This window comes from Peteryoungia rhizophila (genome assembly GCF_004912145.1).
GTDB classification, from domain to species: Bacteria; Pseudomonadota; Alphaproteobacteria; order Rhizobiales; family Rhizobiaceae; genus Allorhizobium; species Allorhizobium rhizophilum.
In genome coordinates this window covers 222,360-245,951 of the sequence record NZ_STGT01000005.1, presented here as the reverse complement: position 1 = coordinate 245,951, position 23,592 = coordinate 222,360, and the positions used below count along the sequence as shown (strand labels likewise).

General features: G+C 60.9%; 17 protein-coding genes. 14 read left to right on the top strand and 3 right to left on the bottom strand.

Annotated elements, in window-relative coordinates:
* Positions 1-1,506 (bottom strand): UxaA family hydrolase, encoded by a 1,506-nt coding sequence (locus E9677_RS20180; RefSeq protein WP_136559852.1) that lies wholly within the window; start codon positions 1,504-1,506, stop codon positions 1-3.
* A 250-nt stretch (positions 1,507-1,756) separates the two neighbouring features.
* On the opposite strand from E9677_RS20180, the gene E9677_RS20175 reads away from it, so the two are divergent.
* Entirely contained in the window at positions 1,757-2,644 is an 888-nt protein-coding gene (locus E9677_RS20175; protein WP_136559851.1) for a GntR family transcriptional regulator, read from the top strand.
* 3 nt (positions 2,645-2,647) lie between these two features.
* Complete coding sequence (locus tag E9677_RS20170; protein ID WP_136559850.1) at positions 2,648-3,736, top strand: mannitol dehydrogenase family protein; 1,089 nt, start codon at positions 2,648-2,650, stop codon at positions 3,734-3,736.
* A gap of 10 nt (positions 3,737-3,746) precedes the next feature.
* Here E9677_RS20170 and E9677_RS20165 read toward each other — a convergent pair whose 3' ends face one another.
* Positions 3,747-4,541, bottom strand: coding sequence for a helix-turn-helix domain-containing protein (locus E9677_RS20165; protein ID WP_408014761.1), 795 nt, complete (start codon positions 4,539-4,541; stop codon positions 3,747-3,749).
* Between the two features lie 279 nt (positions 4,542-4,820).
* Between E9677_RS20165 and E9677_RS20160 the strand changes: the two genes are divergently transcribed.
* The 10 genes from E9677_RS20160 (at position 4,821) to E9677_RS20115 (ending at position 17,180) form a co-directional block, all read left to right on the top strand.
* A complete protein-coding gene (locus E9677_RS20160) occupies positions 4,821-6,053 on the top strand; it encodes an ABC transporter substrate-binding protein (RefSeq protein ID WP_136559849.1) in 1,233 nt (410 codons plus the stop codon).
* Between the two features lie 88 nt (positions 6,054-6,141).
* A complete protein-coding gene (locus E9677_RS20155) occupies positions 6,142-7,050 on the top strand; it encodes a carbohydrate ABC transporter permease (RefSeq protein WP_205910177.1) in 909 nt (302 codons plus the stop codon).
* Entirely contained in the window at positions 7,050-7,901 is an 852-nt protein-coding gene (locus tag E9677_RS20150; RefSeq protein WP_102021058.1) for a carbohydrate ABC transporter permease, read from the top strand. The genes E9677_RS20155 and E9677_RS20150 overlap by 1 nt, the downstream gene beginning before the upstream one ends.
* Positions 7,898-10,003 (top strand): alpha-galactosidase, encoded by a 2,106-nt coding sequence (locus tag E9677_RS20145; RefSeq protein WP_136559848.1) that lies wholly within the window; start codon positions 7,898-7,900, stop codon positions 10,001-10,003. Before E9677_RS20150 ends, E9677_RS20145 begins: the two co-directional genes overlap by 4 nt.
* Positions 9,996-11,087: an ABC transporter ATP-binding protein gene (locus tag E9677_RS20140; protein ID WP_136559847.1), complete on the top strand. Its 1,092-nt coding sequence runs from the start codon at positions 9,996-9,998 to the stop codon at positions 11,085-11,087. The genes E9677_RS20145 and E9677_RS20140 overlap by 8 nt, the downstream gene beginning before the upstream one ends.
* Complete coding sequence (locus E9677_RS20135; RefSeq protein WP_136559846.1) at positions 11,087-13,018, top strand: beta-galactosidase; 1,932 nt, start codon at positions 11,087-11,089, stop codon at positions 13,016-13,018. The genes E9677_RS20140 and E9677_RS20135 overlap by 1 nt, the downstream gene beginning before the upstream one ends.
* Before the next feature lie 119 nt (positions 13,019-13,137).
* On the top strand, positions 13,138-13,995 hold the full coding sequence (locus E9677_RS20130; protein WP_136559845.1) for an SDR family oxidoreductase: 858 nt from the start codon (positions 13,138-13,140) through the stop codon (positions 13,993-13,995).
* A 61-nt stretch (positions 13,996-14,056) separates the two neighbouring features.
* On the top strand, positions 14,057-14,863 hold the full coding sequence (locus tag E9677_RS20125) for an alkaline phosphatase family protein (protein WP_136559844.1): 807 nt from the start codon (positions 14,057-14,059) through the stop codon (positions 14,861-14,863).
* A gap of 68 nt (positions 14,864-14,931) precedes the next feature.
* Positions 14,932-15,648 (top strand): SDR family oxidoreductase, encoded by a 717-nt coding sequence (locus tag E9677_RS20120; RefSeq protein ID WP_136559843.1) that lies wholly within the window; start codon positions 14,932-14,934, stop codon positions 15,646-15,648.
* The gene (locus E9677_RS20115) at positions 15,642-17,180 is read left to right on the top strand and encodes a cryptochrome/photolyase family protein (protein ID WP_136559842.1); all 1,539 of its coding nucleotides are present in this window, start codon (positions 15,642-15,644) and stop codon (positions 17,178-17,180) included. The genes E9677_RS20120 and E9677_RS20115 overlap by 7 nt, the downstream gene beginning before the upstream one ends.
* 11 nt (positions 17,181-17,191) lie before the next feature.
* Here the strand turns inward: E9677_RS20115 and E9677_RS20110 are convergent, their stop codons facing one another.
* The gene (locus E9677_RS20110; protein ID WP_136560046.1) at positions 17,192-18,937 is read right to left on the bottom strand and encodes a glucan ABC transporter ATP-binding protein/ permease; all 1,746 of its coding nucleotides are present in this window, start codon (positions 18,935-18,937) and stop codon (positions 17,192-17,194) included.
* Positions 18,938-19,216: 279 nt separating this feature from the next.
* On the opposite strand from E9677_RS20110, the gene E9677_RS20105 reads away from it, so the two are divergent.
* Positions 19,217-19,954, top strand: a complete 738-nt coding sequence (locus tag E9677_RS20105; RefSeq protein ID WP_136559841.1) for a LuxR family transcriptional regulator — start codon at positions 19,217-19,219, stop codon at positions 19,952-19,954.
* Between the two features lie 122 nt (positions 19,955-20,076).
* Positions 20,077-23,538, top strand: a complete 3,462-nt coding sequence (pyc, locus tag E9677_RS20100; protein WP_136559840.1) for a pyruvate carboxylase — start codon at positions 20,077-20,079, stop codon at positions 23,536-23,538.
* The last annotated feature ends 54 nt before the right edge of the window (positions 23,539-23,592 follow it).

The following is a 23,592-nucleotide window of genomic DNA, read 5'->3' as shown; positions in this document are numbered from 1 at the left end:
TCAGAGCGTGGCACCGAGGTGCCACGGCACGAATTCGTTGTCGCCGTAGCCGAAGACCTCGCTCTTGGTCTTCTGGCCCGAGGCGGTCTCGATGATCAGGTCGAAAATGTCGCGGCCGAGGCCCGAGACGCTGGCGTCTCCCGTGGCAATCACGCCGCAGTCGATATCCATGTCCTCTTCCATCGACTTGTAGAGCGCGGTGTTGCTAGTCAGCTTGATCGAGGGCACGGGGCGAGAGCCGAAGCAGGAGCCACGGCCGGTGGTGAAGGCAATCACATTTGCGCCGCCTGCCACCTGGCCGGTCGCCGAGACCGGGTCGTAGCCGGGCGTGTCCATGAAGACGAGGCCGTGTTCGGTGACGCGTTCCGCGTAATTGTAGACGGCGGTCAGCGGCGAGCGCCCGCCCTTCGCGACGGCGCCGAGCGACTTTTCGAGAATGGTGGTCAGGCCACCCTTTTTGTTGCCGGGCGAGGGATTGTTATCGAGCGAGGCGCCGTGCTGGGCGACATAGGCCTCCCACCAGGAGATCAGGCCGTCGAGCTTGACCGCGACCTCTTCGTTGACGGCGCGGCTGCGTAGGAGGTGTTCGGCGCCGTAGATCTCCGAGGTTTCGGAGAGTATCGCCGTACCGCCGGCTCCTGCAAGAATATCGACAGCGACGCCGAGCGCCGGATTGGCGGTGATGCCGGACAGGCCATCCGAGCCGCCGCATTGCAGGCCAACGATGATCTCGCTAACGGAGATTGGCTCGCGGCGCATCGTCCCGACTTCGGCTGCGATCTCCTTCAGAATCGAAAGGGCGTTCTCGACCGCGCGGCGCGAGCCGCCGGCGTCCTGGATGTTGAAGTGACGCTTGGAGGCGCCGGCGCCGCTCTGGCCGTAAAGCGTCAGCTGGTTGACTTCGCAGCCGAGGCCGACCATCAGCACGCCGCCGAAATTCACATGTCTTGTGTAGCCGGCTATTGTTCTGTGCAGCGTGCGCATGCCGTCGCCGGTCGAGCTCATGCCGCAGCCCTGGTCGTGGACGATCGGGACAAAGCCGTCGATGCCCTCGTAATGCGGAAGGATGGTGCGGTTGGCTGCCTCCGCGATCGCCCGACAGACGGTGGTGGAACAGTTCACGCTGGCTATGATGCCGATATAGTTGCGGGTCGCAGCACGCCCATCGGCGCGGCGATAGCCCATGAAGGTGCGGCCCTTGTCGGCTGCTGTCGCCGTTTCGGGCTGGGCGAGGCCGCTCACCGAGAGGCGGTCTTCATCGAAGGCGAGATTGTGGGAATGGACGTGGTCGCCTGCGGCAATGTCCGTCGTGGCCCGGCCGATCGCCTGGGCATATTTGACGACAGGCTCGCCCTGGCGGATGGCGCGGACCGCCACCTTGTGGCCGGGATCAATCTTCGCCGCTGCCGGCGCGCCGCCCGGCAAGACATGCCCGGCTTCGATCGCAACAGTGGTCACGGCAACATTGTCGTCCTGCGACAGCAGGATGCAGGCTGGTTTCGACACCCGATGTTTCTCCCATGCGTCCGGCGAGACCGGATCCTGTGTTTTGTCTTTTATCGGCAATAGACAGTTGCTCGTCAATGGGTATGATATCGATAAAGAACAATTTGCTCCAGCGCCGAGCAGGAGGAATAGAAACCCGAGAGAAGGAGAGGAAGGCCGCCGCAATCGGTGGTTTTCATTGCGCGAGTTTGCGTCTTGCGCCAAGAGGCAAAAGACCTAAGCGCCACACAACACCAATCCAGGCAGATTCATGGCCAAGCAGAACACCGTCTTCAAAGATGCTTACAACCGCACGCTGAAGCTGATCGAGGAGACGGATACGCTTCCCTCGGAGCCGGAGCTTTGCGGTCTGTTGAGCGTCAGCCGCACGACGGTGCGCGCCGTGCTGACGAGGCTCGGCGAGGCAGGGCTCGTCGCCTGGGACAAGCGGTCTAAGACGGTGTTGCGTCGACCTGTTCAGAGCGACTATTTCCCCGACGAGGAGACCAACTCTCTTTCCGAGATTATCGAGCGCAGCTTCATGCGGCGCATCCTCGCCGGTGGTGCCCAGCCGGGCATGCAGATCAACGAGCTGGAGCTTGCCCGCGAGATCGGCATCGGCACGACGAGTGTCCGCGAATTCCTCATCCGCTTCAGCCGCTTCGGGCTGATCGAGAAGCGGCCGAACAGCCATTGGGTGCTGAAGGGCTTTACCCGCGAATTCGCGCTCGAGCTGACCGAGGTACGCGAAATGTTCGAGCTCCGCTCGGCGGCAAGCTTTGTCCATCTGGCCGAGGACCATCCTGCCTGGGACGAGCTCCGGCTGGTTGAGGCGCAACACCATGCGCTGCTCGCCGATATCGACAATCGCTACATGGATTTCTCAGAGCTCGATGAGCGCTTTCACCTGCTCGTCCAGAAGGCGTCCAGCAATCGCTTCATTATCGATTTCTACGACATCATCACGATCGTCTTTCACTACCACTACCAGTGGAACAAGACGAATGCGCGGGCCCGGAACCAGCGGGCGCTGGAAGAGCATCTCGACTATATCCGGGCCCTCTTTTCCCGCGATGCTGGAAAGATCGAAAAGGCCTGCCGCCAGCATCTGAAATCGGCACGCGAAACACTGCTGCAATCCATCCAGGAGCCTGCCTGAGCCATGACCACGCCCATCCTGCAATTCGGCACGAGCCGGTTTCTCCAGGCGCATGCCGACCTCTTCGTCAGCGAGGCCATGGAGGCAGGGAAGGCACTAGGGCCGATTACTGTGGTGCAGACGAGCGGTGATGCCTCCCGGGCCGGGCGGATCGGGGCCTTGTCGGCGCCCGAAGGGTTTCCGGTCATTATCAGGGGTTTGGAAGACGGAAAGCCCGTGGAGCGGGAGTTGCGTGTGCGGTCGGTCAGCCGCTCGCTGTCAACCCAGGCCAACTGGGAGGAGGTCACCCGGATCTTCGTTGAAGAAGCGCGCGTCGTTCTCAGCAATACCGGAGACAAGGGCTATTCCCTGGTTGACGGCGACACGGTCGACGGTGTTCCGCGTTCCTTTCCGATGAAGCTCCTGGCATTGCTGCATGCGCGTTTCCGTGGTGGTGGCATGCCGCTCACCATCTTGCCCTGTGAGCTGATCTCGCGAAACGGCGAGGTGCTTCAGCGGCTGATCGTTGATCTCGCAAGCCGGCATATCCCCGACGCGCTGTTCGTTTCCTGGCTGACGGACCGTGTCATCTGGGGGAACACGCTTGTCGACCGCATCGTCTCCGAGCCGATCGAGCCTGCGGGGGCGATCGCGGAACCCTATGCGATCTGGGCGATCGAGCGGCAGCCTGGACTGACCCTTCCCTGCGAGCATCCTTGCATCAAGCTCGTCGACGACCTGACGCTGTATGAGAGGCTAAAGCTGCATATTCTCAATCTCGGCCATACGGTTCTTGCCGATCGCTGGCAGAGGCAAGGCCGGCCGCAGACCGAATGCGTCAAGGACATTCTGGCCGATGCCGCGATCCGTGCTGAACTGGAGGAGATTTACCGCGAGAAAGTCGTGCCCGGTTTTCGGATGCATGGTCTTGGTGGCGAGGCCGAGGCTTACGTGGCGACCACGCTGGAGCGTTTTCTCAATCCCTATCTGGAGCACCGCCTAGCTGACATTGCCGGCAATCATGCGGAGAAGGTCGTCCGCCGCATCATCGGTTTCCAGGAATGGTGCCCGGGCGTGGCCATGCCCATACTGTCAGCGATCGCGCGACGTTGATCCGGGGCGCTCAGGCTTGTGGCATGCCCTTGGAGCGCATGCGGCGACGGAAAGCCGTCGGCTTCTCGACAAAACGCTGGCTGAAGGCCTCGTAGAAGCGGGAGACCGACCCAAATCCGCTTTCAAAGGCGACGTCGGTGATCGACAGGTCGGTTGAGATCAGCAGGGACTGTGCGGTGTCCAGGCGGTGGCGCACGATCGCTTGGTTGATCGTGTGGCCGACGGCCCGCTTGAAGATCGACATGGCATAGTTCGGATGCAGACCGACGGCATTTCCGACATCATCGGCTGAAATGTTTTCCAGGGCATGTTCGGCGATGAAGCGCAGCATGCGCTCGATGTGCTCGACGCGCTCGCTGTCATTGGCGCTGAAACTGGCGATCGCCGAGCCTTCCTCGCGGAGATCCCGCCATCCATCGCGCTCGATCCGGAGAACACGGGCTGTCAGTTCGTTGCGCACGATCTCGGTCAGGTTCTCGTCGCCCGCCAGGAGTTCCTCGCGCCAGCGCTGGAAAATGTCCCGATCCCAGGAGCGGATTTCCAACGCCTCGATCATGGCGCCGCGGAAGACGGCATCGCGGAAGCGGCTGAGATTGGCCAGTCCAAGGAAAACGGACATCGGCACGTAGAGGCACACGAAACGGGTGCCTTCCCTGCGGTCGGTCACCTGGTGCGGGATCATGCCCCAGAAGAGGCAGAGGCGCCCCTCATCGACCGTCAGCTCCCGTCCGTCGAACCAGTAGGTCATCTGGCCCGTCAGCACGAAGTTGAGCTCGATCTGGCTGTGCATGTGTGGCCCCGCCATGCGATGCACCGTTAGGCTTTCCCCCGCACAAAAGCGATGATCGCCGAAGATGACCAGCGGGTGTCGCGGGTCATGGTCTGGATGCACGGGGACCGATTCGTCCACCAACAGGGGCTTCACATGTTCCAAATCTTAGGATCCCGGAAAAGATCGGCAAAAACTCGGTAGATTATTACGGGTTTGAATCGGATGATCAAGATGAGCTGAGAATGCCGCTCCGGTGGGATCCGGGGCCTAAGCTCCGCATATGGACTGCATAACGGTCATAGGGAGGAAAACATGACCTTTTTCAAAAGCCTGAGCAGCCTTGCTCTGGGTGCTGCCCTTCTGTCATCTGCCGCATTTGCCGGTGAAATCACTCTCAATTCCGACCACTCCGATCCGGCGCCGAAGAAGGCGATGGAAGAGCTGATCACCGATTTCCAGAAGGCCAACCCCGATATTACGGTCAAGTGGAACAACTTCGACCACGAAGGTTACAAGTCCGCCATCCGTAACTTCCTGACCGCTGACGCGCCCGATGTCGCCGCTTGGTATGCCGGCAACCGCATGGAGCCCTTCGTCAAGGCCGGTCTGTTCGAAGACGTATCGGATGTCTGGGAAGCCAATGGCCTGAACGACCAGTTGAAGTCCGCTTCCGCCTCGATGACCATCGACGGCAAGAAGTGGGGCGTGCCCTACACCTATTACCAGTGGGGCATCTATTATCGTAAGGACATCTTCGCCGAACAGGGCATCGAGCCGCCGAAGAACTGGGCCGAATTCCTGGCCGCTTGCGAAAAGCTGAAGTCGGCCGGTGTCACCCCGATCACCATCGGCACCAAGGCGCTGTGGCCGACGGGTGGCTGGTTCGACTACCTGAACCTGCGCGTCAACGGCTATGAGTTCCACATGGAACTGACTTCGGGCAAGGTTCCCTACACCGATCCGCGCGTGAAGGCCGTGTTCGAGAAGTGGGGCGAGCTGGTCAACGCCGGTTACTTCAACGAGAACCATGCCGCCATCGACTGGCAGGACGCCATTCCCCAGATGGTTCAGGGCCAGGCTGCCATGTATCTGATGGGCAACTTCGCTGTTGCGACCATGAAGGATGGCGGGTTGAAGGAAGACCAGATCGGCTTCATGCAGTTCCCGGAAATCACGGCCGGCATTCCGATGTCGGAAGAAGCTCCGACCGACACGTTCCACATTCCGTCGGGCGCGAAGAACAAGGAAGATGCGAAGAAGTTCCTCGCCTATCTCGCTTCGCCGGAAGCGCAGACCAAGATGAATGCGACGCTCGGCCAGCTGCCGGTCAACAATCAGGCCGAAAAGCCGGCGGATCCGTTCCTCAGTGCCGGTTTCGAGATGCTGTCGAACGCCTATGCGCTCGCGCAATTCTATGACCGCGACGCCAATGCCGAAATGGCGAAGGCCGGTATGGAGGGCTTCCAGGAGTTCATGGTCAAGCCGGACCGGCTGGACGCCATCCTGGAGCGGCTCGAAAAGGTTCGTGCCCGCGTCCACAAATAAACAAAAGAGCTCCCTGCGCCGGGTGCTGTGGGTCTCCCTGGGCCCATGGCATCCGGTTGCCGTTTTCCTTTCCCTCAGAGGTGCCGCCATGAGCAACACCGTTCCTTCGTCGTCCAGCGCGTGGAAGCGAAATCAGCAAAGGTTCGCGCCTTTCCTGTTTCTGGCGCCCGGCATGCTGATGTTTTTGATCTACGTGCTCGTCCCGATCTTTCAATCGATCTGGATCAGCTTCCACGATTGGGACGGCCTCGGCGCGATGACGTGGATCGGCGTCGGCAATTATGTCGAGCTCCTCGACGACGACACCTTCTACACCTCGCTTTACAACAACCTGATCTGGCTGGTGCTTTACCTGCTGGCAATTCCTGCGGGTCTTGCGGTTGCGCTCTTCCTCAACCAGACCGTCACAGGCATCCGGCTCTACAAGTCGATGTTCTTCTTTCCCTTCGTGATCAGCCAGGTCGTCGTCGGCCTGATGTTTACCTGGTTCTACGCCCCGGATTTCGGCCTGTTTTCGAAGCTCACGGAAATGCTGTTCGGTGAACAGATGGCTGTGCTCGCCGACGAGCGCTATGTGACCTACGGCATCATTGTTGCCGGGCTCTGGCCGCAGACGGCCTATTGCATGATCCTGTACTTGACGGGTCTCAACAACATCAATCCGGAGCAGGTGGAAGCCGCCCGCATGGACGGTGCCAAGGGGCTGAAGCTGCTCTGGTACGTGATCCTGCCGCAGCTGGCACCGGCAACCTTCATCGCCATGGTCGTGACGGTCATCGGTTCGCTGCGCTCCTTCGACCTCGTGTCGATCATGACGGCCGGCGGCCCCTACGGGTCGAGCTCCGTCCTTTCCTACTTCATGTATGAGCAGGCGCTCTCCGAATATGGCTTCCGCATGGGCTACGGCGCATCGATCGCGGTCGTGCTGTTCCTGATCATGATGGTCTTCATCTCGCTCTTCATCGTCCGCATGCTCGCCCAGGAAAGGAACGCCTGATGTTCCCCACTCCGATCCAGAAGGCCTCGCCCTTTGCGCAGACGGCCTACAAGATCCTGCTGCCGGTTGCCCTCTTCCTCTGGCTTCTCCCGCTGATCGGCGTCGCGATCACGTCGGTGCGCCCGGCGGGCGACCTCGCGGCCGGCAATTATTTCGGCATCCCTTCCGGCTTTGCCGGTTTCGAGAACTATTCGGCGGTCTTCAACAACTCGCCGATCGGCTATTACATCCTGAACTCGTTCAAGGTGACGATCCCGACGGTCATTGGAGCGGTGGCGCTGTCCTGCCTCACGGGCTTTGCCCTTGCTGTCTACAAGTTCAAGGGCAATCTGGTTCTGTTCTTCTTCTTTGTGGCCGGCAACTTCATCCCGTTCCAGATCCTGATGGTGCCGGTGCGTGACATGACGCTGAGGGCCGGTCTCTACGACACGACGATGGGCCTCGTGCTCTTCCATGTCGCCTTCCAGACCGGTTTCTGCACGCTCTTCATGCGCAATTTCATCAAGGGCCTGCCCTTTGCGCTGATCGAGTCGGCACGCGTCGAGGGCGTCTCGGAATGGCGGATCTTCCGCTACATCGTGTTGCCGCTGATGCGTCCCGCAATTGCAGCCCTCTCGGTGCTCGTCTTCACCTTTGTCTGGAACGACTACTTCTGGGCGACGGTTCTCGTGCAGGGTCAGCATGCCATGCCGGTGACCGCCGGCCTTTATTCGCTGAACGGCCAGTGGGTCGCTGCCTGGCATCTCGTCTCGGCCGGCTCGATCGTCGCGGCTCTGCCGCCGGTCGCCATGTTTTTCCTGATGCAACGGCATTTCATTGCCGGCCTGACGCTTGGAGCGACCAAGGGATGAGCGAGATTGTCACCATCGATTCCGGTCAGCTGGCGCTGAGCCTGCGCCTGCCGGAACTCGGCATGCCGGAAATCCTGTCCTTCGGCGCCGAGCCTGTCTCCGCTGATCCGCTGTTCGAGATCGAACGTTCAAGCCGCGTCAATGGCATGGATGTGGCTGTGCCCTCGTCCGTTCTCCTGCCGACAGGCGGCATGGGCTTCTTTGGCTGGCCGGCAATCGCCGGGCATCGTGGCGGGCGTGATTTTGTCGCTCAGTTCGGCAAGTGGGAGTTTTTCCGTGACGGGCATCGCACCGTGCTTGCCGGTCTCGATCCGGTGGCCAAGCTGGCCATTTCGATCACGCTTACGGCCTATCCCTCCGGTCCCATTTCCATGGCGACAAAGCTCACGAACCGGGGCGAAACGGACTACCAGCTCGACCGCTGCATGGCCGGCACGTTCCTCGCGCCTGCTGGCGACCTACAGGTGATGAGCTTCACCGGCATCTGGGGTCGCGAATTCCAGACGCGGCGCGAGCTTCTCGGCAATGGTACCTGGATCCAGGAAAATCGTCGTGGCCGCACCTCGCATGATCGTTTCCCGATGCTGTTCATCGAGAGCGAGACCCAGATCTTCGGCGTGACGCTCGGCTTCAGCGGCAACCACCAGATGGTGATCGACCGGACCGATGACGGACGGCGTCTCGTGCATCTCGGTGAGCTGTTCGAACCCGGCGAGATCATCCTTGGACCGGGCGAAAGCTATGAAAGCCCGATTGCTTATGCCGGCGCGGATACCGAAGACTTCCATGCCTTCGTGCGCGAGGAGCTGACCACCTGGCCGGGTGGCCGGATGGCACCACGGCCTGTCACGCTCAATACCTGGGAAGGCAATTATTTCGACCACCAGATGGATTCGCTGAAAGCCCAGGCGACGGCAGCTGCCGAGCTCGGCATCGAGCGATTCGTCTTGGATGATGGCTGGTTCGGCAAGCGTGACGACGACACGACGAGCCTTGGCGACTGGGATATCGATCCGCGGAAATATCCTGAAGGTCTGAAGCCGCTCGTCGATCACGTGACCGGGCTCGGCATGCAGTTCGGCATCTGGTTCGAGCCTGAAATGGTGAACCCCGTCTCTGAACTCTACAAGGCGCATCCGGATTGGGCGCTGACGATCGAGGGACGTCCGATCCTGGAATCGCGCACCCAGCTGGTGCTGGACCTGACGCGTCCCGAGGTCTCCGACTATCTCTTCGGCAAGATCGACGCCGTGCTCTCCAACCACGCTGTTTCCTACATCAAGTGGGACATGAATCGCGATCTCACCCATGCGGCCGGTCGCGATGGCAAGGCGAAGATCGCGTCCCAGACGCGTGCCGTCTATGCGCTGATGGACCGCGTTCGCGCTGCCCATCCCGATGTCGAGATCGAAAGCTGCGCATCCGGCGGCGGTCGTATCGATTACGGCGCGCTCGCCCGCACGCATCGTGTGTGGACCTCGGATTGCACCGACGCTCTGGAGCGGCTCGAAATTCAGCGCGGCGCAACGGTCTTCGTGCCGCCGGAGATCCTGGGATCCCATATCTCTGCATCGCCGAACCATCAGACGGGCCGGCGTCACAGCCTGTCCTTCCGGGCGCTGGTCGCGCTTGCCTATCATCTCGGTGTCGAGCTCAATCCGCTGGAGCTTTCGGATGAAGAGCGCGATGAACTGAAGGTCTATATCGAGGCCTACAAGCGTCTTCGCGGTCTCTTCCATGCACCGGGCGCTTCGTTCCGGCTGGAGCCGCTCGACGGACGGTATGTCTGGGGTGCGGCAGGCGACGAGCGTATCGCGGTGATCGTGGCGCAGGGGCCTCAGATGGTGGGCGAACAGCCGGCACCGCTCAAGCTGCCCGAGAGTGTGACGCAGATCGGCGGGCGGTGGAGCATCTCGCAGATCCTTCCGGTCGAACCGGAATTCATCCGCATTTCCGAGGGGCAGAAGAGGCTTCTGTCAGGCGCGATCAGTTTCGATCTCGCCAATGCCGGCCTGTCCGGGCTGCCGCTGCCGATGTTGCGGCCCGAAAGCGCTTTGCTCCTCGAACTCATTCCTTCAAAGGGAGGCAATACCCATGGCTGACGTGAGCCTGCGCGGCGTTAAGAAACAATTCGGCGCCTTGAGCGTCATCAAGGGCGTCGATCTCGACGTGAAGGACGGCGAGTTCTGCGTGTTCGTCGGTCCGTCCGGCTGTGGCAAGTCCACGCTTCTGCGGATGATCGCCGGTCTCGAGGACATCACCGAGGGCTCGCTTGCGATCGGCGGCAATGACATGACCAGCATCGGCCCCTCCGAGCGGGGTGTGGCCATGGTCTTCCAGTCCTATGCCCTCTACCCGCACATGACTGTCTCGGAAAACATCGGCTTTGGCCTGAAGATGACCGGTCATTCGAAGGCCATGATTGCGGAGCGTACGGCTGTTGCCGCCAAGCTCTTGCAACTCGAGCCGCTTCTCGATCGCAAGCCCGGCCAGCTCTCCGGCGGTCAGCGCCAGCGCGTGGCCATCGGTCGCGCCATCGTCCGCAATCCGGAAGTCTTCCTGTTCGATGAGCCGCTCTCCAACCTTGATGCGGCACTCCGCGTCCAGATGCGCACGGAGCTCTCCAAGCTGCATCAGGACCTCAAGGCAACGATGATCTACGTCACGCATGACCAGGTCGAAGCCATGACCATGGCCGACAAGATCGTCGTGTTGTCCGCCGGAAAGATCGAGCAGGTCGGTTCGCCGCTGGAGCTCTATCATCGCCCGAACAATCTCTTCGTTGCCGGCTTCATCGGCTCGCCGAAGATGAACTTCCTGAAGGTGCAGGTGTCTTCTGCCGAGGGTGCTGCCGTCGTCCGCCTGCCAGGGGCCGATATTTCGATCCCGACGCATGGGGCGAGCGTTCCAGCCGGCGAGATGACCTTCGGTCTCCGCCCCGAACATATCGATGCGACCGGCAAGGGCGATGTCGTGATCGAAGCGACCGTCAAGCTCGCCGAATATCTGGGTTCAGAGACGCTGTTCTTCGTCACGCTCGCCGATGGTTCGGAGCTTTCGGTGAAGGCCGATGGCCTGGCCAGCGAGAAGCCTGGCCAGACGCTGCGCCTCGGCATCAATGCCAAGGCCTGCCACCTGTTCGACAAGGACGGCAAGGCCGTCATCAATGGGGATCTGACACGATAATGCTGGGCGTTTGCTACTATCCGGAACACTGGGACGAAAGCCGGTGGCGAACCGACGCGCGCCGGATGCGCGAACTCGGCATTTCCTTCGTGCGTGTCGGTGAGTTTGCCTGGTCTCGCCTGGAGCCCTCGCGCGGTACCTTCACGTTCGAATGGCTCGACCGGGCGATCGATGTGCTGCACGAAGCGGGCCTGAAAGTCGTGATTGGTACGCCCACCGCAACCCCGCCCAAGTGGCTGGTCGACGAATGCCCTGATATCGTTCCCTATGACGAACAGGGCCGCCCGCGCGGTTTCGGTTCGCGTCGTCACTACACCTTTTCCTCCGAGACCTGGTGGAAGGAGAGCGCGCGGATCGTCGAGATCGTCGCCAAGCGCTACGGGACCCATCCCGGCATCGTCGGCTGGCAGACGGACAATGAATATGGCTGCCATGACACGACGCTCTCCTGGGGCCCTGAAGATCTGAAGAGCTTCAAGCGCTGGCTGCGCCTGCGCTACCAGTCGACCGACCAGCTGAACGAAGCCTGGGGTTCGGTCTTCTGGTCGATGGAGATGAATAGCTTCGATGACGTGGCCTTGCCGAACCTGACGGTGACCGAGCCGAACCCGTCGACGCGTCTCGACTTCTGGCGCTTCCATTCGGACCAGGTCGCGGCCTATGACAAGATGCAGTGCGAGATCATCCGCAAGCATTCGCCGGGCCGTTGGGTCACCCATAACTTCATGGGCTTCGTCTCCGATTTCGACCACTTCAAGGTCGGCGACAATCTCGATCTCGCCTCCTGGGACAGCTATCCGATCGGCTTTGTCGAGAAGTTCCCCTTCACGGAAGATGAGCGCAATCGCTGGGCCGAGACCTCGCATCCCGATATCGCGCCCTATCACCACGATCTCTATCGCGCCGTCGGCAAGGGTCGTTTCTGGGTGATGGAGCAGCAGCCGGGTCCGGTGAACTGGGCGCCGTGGAACCCCGTGCCGAAGCCTGGCATGGTGCGGCTCTGGACCTGGGAAGCGCTGGCGCATGGCGCTGATGTCGTCAGCTATTTCCGCTGGCGCCAGGCGCCCTTCGCGCAGGAACAGATGCATGCGGGTCTGAACCTGCCTGGCCTCGACGAATGGTCGCCGGGCGGCCGCGAGGCCATGCAGGTTTCGGAAGAGTTGGCAGCCCTCGGCACGCTTCCCGAAACGAGCCAGGCACCTGTGGCGCTGGTCTTCGACTATCAGAGCTACTGGTCGACGATGGTCCAGCCGCAGGGCAAGGATTTCCGCTACGAGGAACTCTGCTTCCGCTGGTACGAGGCCCTGCGCCATCTTGGCCTGAACGTCGATTTCGTCCGTCCTGGTGCCTCGCTCGAAGGCTATCCGCTGGTTGTCGTGCCCTGCATGACGGAAGTGACCGAAGCGGCGCTGGCCGCGCTCGAAAAGGCCAATGGTGTCGTCGTGATCGGCGCACGCACGGGTTCGCGAGACCGCAATTTCCGCATCCCGGAAAACCTGCCGCCGGGTCCGCTTGGTGGTCTGACGGGCAATCGCGTCATTCAGGTTTCCTCCATGCGGCCAGGGCTCTCGGATGGCGTTTCCGGTGCGGTTTCGGGTCATGCGATCCGTTGGCGGGAATATGTCGAGACATCGGCTTCGGTGCTCGCGACGTTCGAAAACGGCGATCCGGCTCTGACCGAGAAGGACAATGTACTCTACCTCGCCTGCTGGGCCGATGCCGGTCTCCTGGCCGAAGTGCTCGAGCTTGCAACGAAGAAGGCAGATGTTCCGACGCTGCGGGTCCCAGATACGATCCGCATCCGTCGCCGCGGCGATATCGTTTTCGCCTTCAACTACGGCACGGAAGACTGGACGCTCCCTGAAGGCGCCGATCCGATGCTTGGCGAGAGCGTGCTGAAACCGCAGGCCGTCGCGGCCTGGCGCGGGTGATTGCAAATGTTTGAAAGGGCCGGCGTCATGCCGGCCCTTTCCGTTTGTCGTGCAAATCGCACGGAACTCATCCATCGCTCACCGGTTTGCCCTTGCACATCGCTGCAAGGAGCAAGCCCATGGCCGACTATCCGACACCCCCATTTTCGCAGAAAAAAGTCCCGATGCCGGGGCAGACCTCGGATATGACGCCGAGGCCCGATCATGGCGAGGAGAGTTACAAGGGGTCGGGCAAGCTCGAAGGGCTGAAGGCGATCATTACCGGTGGCGACAGCGGGATCGGGCGCGCCGTGGCGATCGCCTACGCCCGTGAAGGCGCCGACGTTCTGATTTCCTATCTTGATGAAGACGAGGACGCGAAGGAGACGGCTCGGTGGGTCGAGAAGGCGGGGCGCAAGGCTGTGCTCGTGCGAGGGGACATCCAGAGCGCCGAGCATTGCAGGCAGATGGTCGAGACGGCGGCTCGTGAACTGGGCGGCATCGACATTCTGGTCAACAACGCTGCGCATCAGGCCACGTTCGATGACATTACCGAAATCCCGGACGAGGAGTGGGAACTGACGTTTCGGGTCAACATCCACGCGATGTTCTATCTGACCAAGGCCGCTGTGCCGCACATGACCACTGGCGGATCGATCATCAACACCGCTTCGATCAATTCCGACAGTCCCAATCCGTCACTCCTCGCCTATGCCACGACCAAGGGCGCGATCCAGAATTTCACGGCCGGTCTGGCGCAGATGCTGGCGGAGAAGAAGATCCGTGCCAATACGGTCGCACCCGGGCCAATCTGGACACCCCTCATCCCATCAACCATGCCGGAGGAGTCGGTGAAGAATTTCGGCAAGCAGGTGCCGATGGGACGCCCCGGACAGCCCGCGGAATTGCAGACAGCCTATGTGATGCTGGCGGATCCGCTTTCGAGTTACGTCTCCGGTGCGACGATCGCCGTCACTGGTGGCAAGCCGATCCTCTGAGGGTTGTCGATCCAAACGACTGTCGCTTGCCTTTCACAGAAGGCGTGGCATGGTTCCGGCTATGCGCAAAGTGATTTTGATCGTTCTCGACGGGCTGCGTTACGACGTGGCCCGTACCTGTCTCGGCTATATGGAAGGCCTCGTTGCGGCCGGTCGGGCTGATGTCCGCAAGCTGACTTGCGAGTTGCCGGCCATGTCCCGGCCGCTTTACGAAACCTTGCTGACGGGACGTCGGCCTGTGGATCACGGCGTGGTCAGCAATGGGGTAGTGCGCCGGTCGATCGGTGACAATCTCTTCGGCCGGGTCCGGGCCCAGGGTAAGACCACCGCTGCGGCCGCCTATCATTGGGTCTCGGAACTCTATGTCGCCTGCCCGTTCGACCGCCATCGCGACCGGATCCTGATCGACGGTGCCGGCGACATAACCCATGGCCTGTTCTACTGGGACGACGCCTATCCGGACAGCCATCTCTTCGCCGATGCCGAATGGCTGATCCAAGCCAAGGCGCCGGACTTTCTCCTGCTCCATCCGATGAATGTGGACGACGCCGGCCACAAGCATGGCGGCGACAGCATCGGGTACCGAAATGCAGCGCGCCTGCAGGGTGACCTTCTTGCGCGACATCTGCCTGATTGGGTTGAGGCTGGTTACACGGTAATCGTCACCGCCGATCATGGCATGGGTTACGATGGCAATCATGCGGGGCCGACGCCAGAGGAGACTGAAGTGCCGTTTTACACGGTCGGTTTCCGGCTCGGTCTGGATGTTGCGCTCAAGCAAACTGAAATTGCGGGGATCATCTGCCGGCTGATGGAGATCGATCCCGGCGAGATGCCGGCCTTCTCGGGCGATGTTGATCCCATCTGAGACAATCTGTGCCTGATCCGGTCCGACTGCCTGCCGTAGTGGGTAGCAATGACCTGCAGGAGTTTGCGATGTCCGACTTTTCTGGAATGACCTCCCTCAACCCCGGCTACCGTGCACTTATGCTCGGTGCGAGTGGAGGGATCGGTAGCGCTTTCGTCGCGGCGATCAAGGCTGACCCCGCATGTGGCTCCGTCGTTGAACTGTCGCGCAGCCGCGATGGCTTTGACATCACCGATGAAGCCAGCGTCAGCGCCGCCGCGACCCGGCTTTCCGAGGCGGAGTTGAAGTTTGATCTCGTGATCTGCGCAACGGGTGCGCTCGTGATCGACGGCAATGGTCCGGAAAAGACGATCAAGGCGATCCAGGCGGATGTGATGGCGGCGCAGTTTGCGCTGAACGCGATCGGACCGGCGCTGGCGCTGAAGTATTTCGGGCCTCTGTTGTCCAATGAAGGGAAGAGCATCTTTGCGACGCTTTCGGCGCGGGTCGGCTCAATCGGCGACAACAAGCTCGGTGGCTGGATTTCTTATCGCTCGGCCAAGGCGGCGCTCAACCAGATCACCCGCACGTCTGCCATCGAAATCGCCCGGTTGCGACCGAAGGGCGTGGTCGTCACCCTGCATCCGGGTTCTGTGGATACCGGCTTCTCGGGTGGCTTTTCCAAGGGGCATGACCGGATCCAGCCGTCCGAGAGCGTGGCCATGATGCTCTCCGTGCTGGATCGTCTCGAGCCGGCGCAGACGGGTGGCTTTTTTGCCTATGACGGCCAGCCGATCGAATGGTGAAGCCTTCCCGCATCCATCTCGTCCTCGGCGATCAGCTCAGCCATTCGTTGTCTGCTCTTGCCGATGCCGATCCGCAGACCTCGCTCGTTCTCATGGCGGAAGTCATGAGCGAGGCGACCTACGTAAAGCACCACAAGAAGAAGATCGCCTTTCTCTTCTCCGCAATGCGGCACTTCGCCGAGGAGCTGAGAGAGAAGGGTTTTGCCGTTCGTTATGTCACTCTGGACGATCCTGAAAATACGCAGAGCCTGAAGGGGGAACTGGCCCGCGCGCTCGCAGACACCGCTGCAGCCCGCGTCATTGCGACGGAATGTGGAGAGTGGCGTCTGGCTGAGGACATGCGAGGCTGGGAAGCGTCCCTCAGTATGCCGGTCGAAATCCGGGACGATGACCGCTTTCTCTGTTCGATCGAAGACTTCCGGGACTGGCGCAAGGGCCGCAAGCAACTGCGCATGGAGTATTTCTATCGCGACATGCGCCGGCGTCACCGGGTGCTTCTTGAAGGCGAGGATCCTGTCGGCGGCAAATGGAATTTCGATGCCGAGAACCGCAAGCCACCGGCTGACGGGCTGAAGGGGCCGAAGCGGATCAGCCACGCCAAGGATGCGATCACGACATCCGTTCTGGCGATGGTCGAACAACGCTTTGGCACGCATATGGGCTCGCTCGAAAGTTTCCATTTTGCAGTGACTGCGGCCCAGGCCGAAAAAGAACTCCAGCAGTTCATCGACGAGATCCTGCCCACTTTCGGCGACTATCAGGACGCGATGGTGAAGGGCGAGCCTTATCTCTACCACTCGCTGATCTCATCCTACGTCAATGCCGGTCTGCTGCTTCCGATCGACGTCATCCGCCGCGCGGAGGCGGCGTGGTTCGAGGGACGGGCGCCGCTCAATGCCGTCGAGGGCTTTATCCGACAGATCCTCGGCTGGCGTGAATATGTGCGCGGCATCTACTGGACCGAGATGCCCGACTATGCCGGCCTCAACCATTTCTCTGCCTCGCGGCCGCTGCCGCAGATGTACTGGACGGCGAAGACCGACATGGCCTGCATGCGTGGCGCCATCGGAGACACGATCGAGCATGCCTATTCGCACCACATCCAGCGGCTGATGGTGACCGGCAACTTCGCCATGCTCGCCGGGATCGATCCGGCTGAAGTCTGCGATTGGTATCTTGCCGTCTATTCCGATGCCTATGAGTGGGTTGAACTGCCGAATACGCTCGGCATGGCGCTCTATGGCGATGGCGGTATCATGGCGAGCAAGCCCTATGCAGCGAGCGGCAAATACATCGACCGGATGAGCAATTTCTGTGGAGGCTGTCGCTACGACCCGAAGCTGACGACCGGGCCGAAGGCGTGTCCATTCAATGCGCTCTACTGGGATTTTCTCGACCGCAATTCAGAGAAACTCGCGCGCAATCCGCGGCTTTCCAACATGTATGCGACATGGCGGCGGATGGATCCGTTCAAGCAAGACGCCATCCGCAAGCATGCGATCCAGGTACTCGGGAGCCTGAACAGCCTCTGATCCCGATGCCCTCAGATCACCGGGCTCGGTTCTTCCTTGAGCAGGCCACTGGTGCGCAGCAGGGAGGTGAAGCGGCCACCGAGCGCGCTCAGCTGGTCGTAATTGCCCATCTCGATGACCCGGCCATGGTCGAGGAAGACGACCAGGTCGGCTTCGCGAATGGTCGATAGGCGGTGGGCGATGATGAAGGTCGTGCGGTTCTTGCGCAGCCGATCAATCGCCTGTTTGACCCGGGCTTCGGTTTCCACGTCGAGCGCGCTGGTCGCTTCATCGAGCACGAGGATCGGCGCGTTCTTCAGGATCGCGCGGGCGATCGCGATCCGCTGGCGCTCGCCGCCGGACAGGCGGTTCCCGCGTTCGCCGACATGGGTATCGTAGCCGATCATGCGGCTTTCGATGAAGTCAGTCGCCGCGGCCGCCTCTGCCGCCTGGATGATGTCTTCCTCGGTCGCGTCTTCGCGTCCCAGGCGAATGTTTTCCTTGATCGAGCGGTTCAGCAGGCCTGCGTCCTGGAAAACGGTCGCAATCGCATGACGCAGCGACTTGCGGGTCACCTTGGCGATGTCTTGTCCATCGATCAGGATCTGGCCCGACTGGGGATCGTAGACGCGCTGCAGGAGATTGATGAGCGTGGTCTTGCCGGCACCGGTCGGGCCGACGATGGCGACCGTTTGTCCTGCACGGGCATGGAAGGAAATGTCGCGTACGCCTTGCGTGGTGGAGGCGAAATCGAAGGAGACGCCCCGGAACTCCACATCGCCGCGCACCTGCTCGAGGTCTGCGGCACCGGCGCGTTCTTCGCGTTCCTGAACGGCGTCCTCCAGCTTGTAGAAGTCTTCGAGCTTCGAGCGTGCCTCGAAGATCTGGTTGACGAAGGTGATCATCTGATCGAGGCGCCCGATCAGAAGGGTGGCGAAGCCGGTGAAGGCAATGATGTCGCCGACCTTCAATTCACCCCGCTGGACCAGCAGCGTGCCGATCACGAGGATGACAAGCATCGAAAGGGTCGAGGCGATCCGGTTCAGGGCGCCGGCCAGTGCCCACCAGTCGAGGACCGGATACTGGGCCGAGAGCAGTTTGGTCGTATATTCCTTCAGCGCGCGGGTTTCTGCCTCGATGCGGTTGTAGCTGTGCAGGACGGAGACGTTGCTGATCGAGTCGCTCACATGGGAAAAGACCGTGTGATAATGCCCCTCCACCGAGGCCTGCCCCTCCTTGGTCTTCACCATTACCGTTCGTCCGATGATGACATAGAGGATGGCCAGCACGACCAAGACGGTGGTCAGGCGCACGTCCATCGAGAAGGCCGTCGGCAGCAGCAGGGTGAGGGCAACCGCAGTCGCCAGATGAGTCCGCATGAATTCCAGCCAAAGGCCGAACAGCGTCTCGCCGGCGCGCAACAGCGTATGCAGGGCGTTGGAGGTGCCACGCTGGTGGTGCCAGCTGAGTGGCATGGAAATGATCTTGGCAAAGGATTCCGTCAGAAGATCTGCCCGACGACCATGCGCCAAACGGTCTGCCTGGCGGGCGACGAGCACATAGGCAACCGTGTTGAACACGCCGAAGCAACCCCAGGCGATCAGAATGCCGGTTGCATCCCGCTTTTCCGAGATGGCATCGACGATCCGGCCGAAAAGGATCGGCTCGAGGATCGTGATCACCGCCAGAACGATGTTCGCGGCGACCACGAGCGATACCCGTAGCTTGTAGCTGGCAAGATATTTCAGGGCCTTGAAATAGACTTGTAGCAGGGTCAACTGCATTCACCTTTGCCTGGGACAGCGATTTCCGCGTCGATTGCTTGGGCTCGCACTTTTGGCAGCCCGCTAGGATGCCTAATGCGAGAGCCAATCCTCCGCAAGATCCGGTCCGCTCTACGGTCGCTTTGGTTTTCCCATAGCGAGCTGTTGATCTGCCGTATCCGGTTTCCAAAAACGACAATTGACGTTAAAAGTTCAAATTGCTTCGAGTTGACGACAAAACCGTGGCTCGTGGCTTTTTAATGATATTTCAGCTGCGTATTTCGGAGAGATTTTGTGAATATCAACCAATTATTGCATTTCCTGGTGGTCGTCGACGAGTTCCGCTCCGCGGCCGAGGTCATCTCCGAACTCGAAAAATTGGTCCGGAGTTATGGCTTCCAGTATTATGGGGTCGTTCGCCAGCCGAAGCCCGACGAGAATCCGATGAACCTGGTGCTGACAGGAGAGTGGCCCGAGGGATGGCCGCAGCTCTACATCGCCAAGAAATACGTCTTGACCGATCCCACTATCCGCTATCTCGGCCAGGCGCAGGCGGGTTTTCGCTGGCGCGACGCGCTGCACGCCTTCCGGGCTGATCCGCACCGCAAGCGCATGGAGCGAATGCTGGGTGACAGCATGCGTTTCGGGCTGCTGGACGGCTATATCTTCCCAGTCCATGGCCGAACCGGTCTGCTCGGCAACATGACGGTCGGCGGTCGTCCGATCGACCTCTCGCCCACCGAGATTACTTTGTTCGATGCTGTGGCGAAGAAGGCCTACTGGCGGCTCGTCGAATTCAAGTTCGCGAATGAGACGGATGCGGTCAAACCGATGGATACGCGGATGACCCGGCGGGAAATGGAAGTGCTGAATTATCTGGCAGATGGACTGACCTCCAATGAGATCAGCAAGATCCTGAAGATCTCCAATCACACCGTCGACTGGTACATGAATGGTATTCAGGACAAACTGAACGCGAAGAACAGGCAGCATGTGGTGGCTCTTTCGTTCCGGCTCGGCCTGGTAACCTAAACTCGGCGCGGGCGGAATCTTCACGTCGGCAGCCAAGGCAAATTGAACTTCCTAAAACAACGCGCTATGACTTTTGTTCGCAGGTGCACAATGCCCTGGCATATCGTTTTGGGGAGATCGAATTGCCAATATCCAAGATCCTTGTCGCCAACCGTTCGGAAATCGCGATCCGCGTCTTTCGCGCCGCCAACGAGCTCGGTCTGAAGACGGTCGCCATCTGGGCCGAGGAAGACAAACTCGCGCTGCACCGCTTCAAGGCGGATGAAAGCTACCAGGTCGGTCGGGGTCCGCACCTGGCGAGAGATCTCGGACCGATCGAAAGCTATCTCTCGATCGAGGAAATCATTCGTGTCGCCAAGCTTTCTGGTGCAGATGCCATCCATCCGGGTTACGGCCTTCTGTCGGAAAGTCCCGAATTCGTAGACGCCTGCAACGATGCAGGTCTGATTTTCATCGGTCCGAGAAGCGATACGATGCGGCAGCTCGGCAACAAGGTTGCCGCCCGCAATCTCGCGATCAGCGTCGGGGTTCCGGTCGTACCGGCTACCAATCCGCTGCCGGATGACGAGACCGAAATCCATCGCTTGGCGGAAGAGATTGGCTATCCGGTCATGCTCAAGGCCTCCTGGGGTGGGGGCGGGCGTGGCATGCGCGCCATCCGCGACCCCAAGGACTTGCTACGCGAGGTCGTGGAAGGCAAGCGCGAGGCGATGGCAGCGTTTGGCAAAGACGAGGTCTACCTCGAGAAGCTTGTGGAGCGCGCCCGTCACGTCGAGAGCCAGGTCCTCGGCGACACGCATGGCAATGTGGTTCATCTTTTCGAGCGTGACTGCTCGATCCAGCGCCGCAACCAGAAGGTCGTCGAACGGGCGCCGGCGCCTTATCTCAATGAAGCGCAGCGCCAGGAACTGGCCGATTATTCGCTCCGGATCGCTCAGGCGACGAACTACGTCGGTGCCGGCACTGTCGAATATCTGATGGATGCTGATACCGGCAAATTCTACTTCATCGAGGTCAATCCGCGTATCCAGGTCGAGCACACCGTGACCGAAGTCGTGACCGGCATCGATATCGTTAAGGCGCAGATCCACATCCTCGACGGCCACGCGATCGGCACGCCGGAATCGGGCGTTCCGAAGCAGTCGGATATCCGCCTCAATGGTCATGCGCTTCAGTGCCGCATCACCACCGAAGACCCGGAACAGAACTTCATCCCGGATTATGGCCGTATCACCGCCTATCGATCGGCGGCCGGCTTCGGCATCCGTCTCGACGGTGGCACCGCCTATTCCGGTGCGATCATCACCCGCTACTACGACCCGCTGCTGGTCAAGGTGACGGCGTCCGGCAGCACGCCGCAGGAAGCGATCAGCCGCATGGACCGTGCGCTGCGCGAATTCCGTATCCGTGGTGTCGCGACGAACCTCACCTTCCTCGAAGCGATCATCGGCCACCCGAGTTTCCGCGACAATTCCTACACCACCCGCTTCATCGACACGACGCCGGAGCTCTTCCAGCAGGTGAAGCGTCAGGACCGCGCGACGAAGCTGCTGACCTATCTTGCCGATGTGACCGTCAACGGTCACCCGGAAGTGAAGGGCCGCCCGAAGCCGCCGGCCGATGCAGCCAAGCCGATCATTCCCTTCATCGATGCCGAGATCAAGCCGGGCACGAAGCAGCTTCTCGACGAGCTCGGTCCGAAGAAGTTCGGAGACTGGATGCGCAACGAGAACCGCATCCTGATGACCGACACGACCATGCGCGATGGCCATCAGTCGCTGCTCGCGACGCGTGTTCGCACACATGACATCGCCAGGATCGCCGATACCTATGCCCGCGCTCTGCCGAACCTCTTCTCCCTCGAATGCTGGGGCGGGGCCACCTTCGATGTTTCCATGCGCTTCCTCACCGAGGACCCATGGGAGCGCCTAGCGCTGGTGCGCGAAGCTGCGCCGAACCTGCTGTTGCAGATGCTGCTGCGCGGCGCGAACGGCGTCGGCTACAAGAACTACCCCGACAATGTGGTGAAGTATTTCGTCCGCCAGGCCGCCAAGGGCGGCATTGATCTCTTCCGCGTCTTCGACTGCCTGAACTGGGTCGACAACATGCGGGTGTCGATGGATGCGGTCATCGAAGAGAACAAGCTCTGCGAAGCGACCATCTGCTACACGGGCGACCTCCTGAATTCGGCGCGGCCGAAGTATGATCTGAAGTACTACACGGCGCTTGCCGCCGATCTGGAAAAGGCTGGTGCCCACATCATCGCCGTCAAGGACATGGCCGGGCTTCTGAAGCCGGCTGCGGCCAAGGTGCTGTTCAAGGCCCTGCGGGAGGCGACGAGCCTGCCGATCCACTTCCACACGCATGACACGTCCGGCATCGCTGCGGCGACCGTGCTTGCGGCCGTGGAAGCCGGTGTCGATGCGGTAGACGCTGCCATGGATGCTTTCTCCGGCAACACGTCGCAGCCCTGCCTCGGCTCGATCGTCGAGGCACTTCGTGGTTCGGAACGTGATCCGGGCCTCGATCCACACTGGATCCGCCGTCTGTCCTTCTATTGGGAGGCCGTGCGCACACAATATGCGGCCTTCGAGAGCGATTTGAAGGGTCCTGCTTCTGAGGTCTATCTGCACGAGATGCCGGGCGGACAGTTCACCAACCTCAAGGAACAGGCCCGCTCGCTCGGTCTTGAAACCCGCTGGCACGAAGTGGCGCAGGCTTATGCCGACGCCAACCAGATGTTCGGTGATATCGTCAAGGTAACGCCGTCCTCCAAGGTTGTCGGTGACATGGCACTGATGATGGTGAGCCAGGACCTCTCGGTGTCAGATGTCGAGAACCCGGCCAAGGACATCGCCTTCCCTGACTCCGTCCTCTCGATGCTGAAGGGTGATCTCGGTCAGCCTCCGGGTGGTTGGCCGGAAGCGCTGCAGAAGAAGGTTCTGAAGGGTGAGCAGCCGTATATGGCCGTGCCCGGTTCGCTGCTCCCGCCCGCCGATCTCGATGCCGAGCGCAAGGTGATCGAGGAGAAGCTCGGTCGCGAGGTCACCGATTTCGAGTTTGCCTCCTACCTGATGTATCCCAAGGTCTTTACCGATTACGCATTAGCCGCAGATACCTATGGCCCGGTCTCGGTTATCCCGACGCCGCAGTATTTCTATGGCCTGCCGGCTGGGGAAGAGCTCTTCCTCGATCTCGAAAAGGGCAAAACGCTGGTCATCGTCAATCAGGCGCTCGGCAATACCGATGACAAGGGTATGGTCACCGTGTTCTTCGAGCTGAACGGCCAGCCGCGGCGCATCAAGGTGCCGGATCGGGCCCACGGTGCTTCGGGCAGCGCTGTCCGCCGGAAGGCAGAAATCGGCAATGTCGCACAACTCGGTGCGCCAATGCCGGGCGTTATTTCGCAGGTTTCCGTCTCTGCCGGCCAGGCCGTCAAGTCTGGCGACGTATTGCTTTCGATCGAAGCGATGAAGATGGAGACGGCGCTGCATGCCGACCGCGACGGGACGATTTCGGAAGTCCTTGTCCGGATCGGTGACCAGATCGATGCCAAGGATCTGCTGATCGTTTATTCGGCCTGACCCCTTTAACGACTACTCAAAAGAGAAGAGGCCCCGCCATCGCTGGCGGGGCCT